Consider the following 204-nt stretch of genomic DNA (forward strand, 5'->3'; position numbering starts at 1 on the left):
TTAGTGAGAAGCGAAGATGAGTTACCTGAACTAGAAGCGAATTTTGACGAAGAGGCACTGCTTGACGATGCGTTAGAAAGCGAGCCAGAAGCCGAAGCACCAAGCGAAGAAGCCGAAACACCAGAGCTTGATGGCGAAGACGAGTTACCTGAACTAGAAGCGGATTTCGACGAAGAGGCACTACTTGACGACTCGCTAGCAAGC

General features: G+C 50.0%; 1 protein-coding gene. It reads left to right on the plus strand.

Going from position 1 to position 204, the window contains the following annotated elements:
* Positions 1 to 204 (plus strand): hypothetical protein (locus CEX98_RS22275; RefSeq protein ID WP_197707213.1); only part of this gene is annotated, 204 nt, incomplete at both ends.

The sequence above is a fragment of the Pseudoalteromonas piscicida genome (assembly GCF_002744175.1).
In the GTDB taxonomy this organism is placed as follows: Bacteria; Pseudomonadota; Gammaproteobacteria; order Enterobacterales; family Alteromonadaceae; genus Pseudoalteromonas; species Pseudoalteromonas piscicida_B.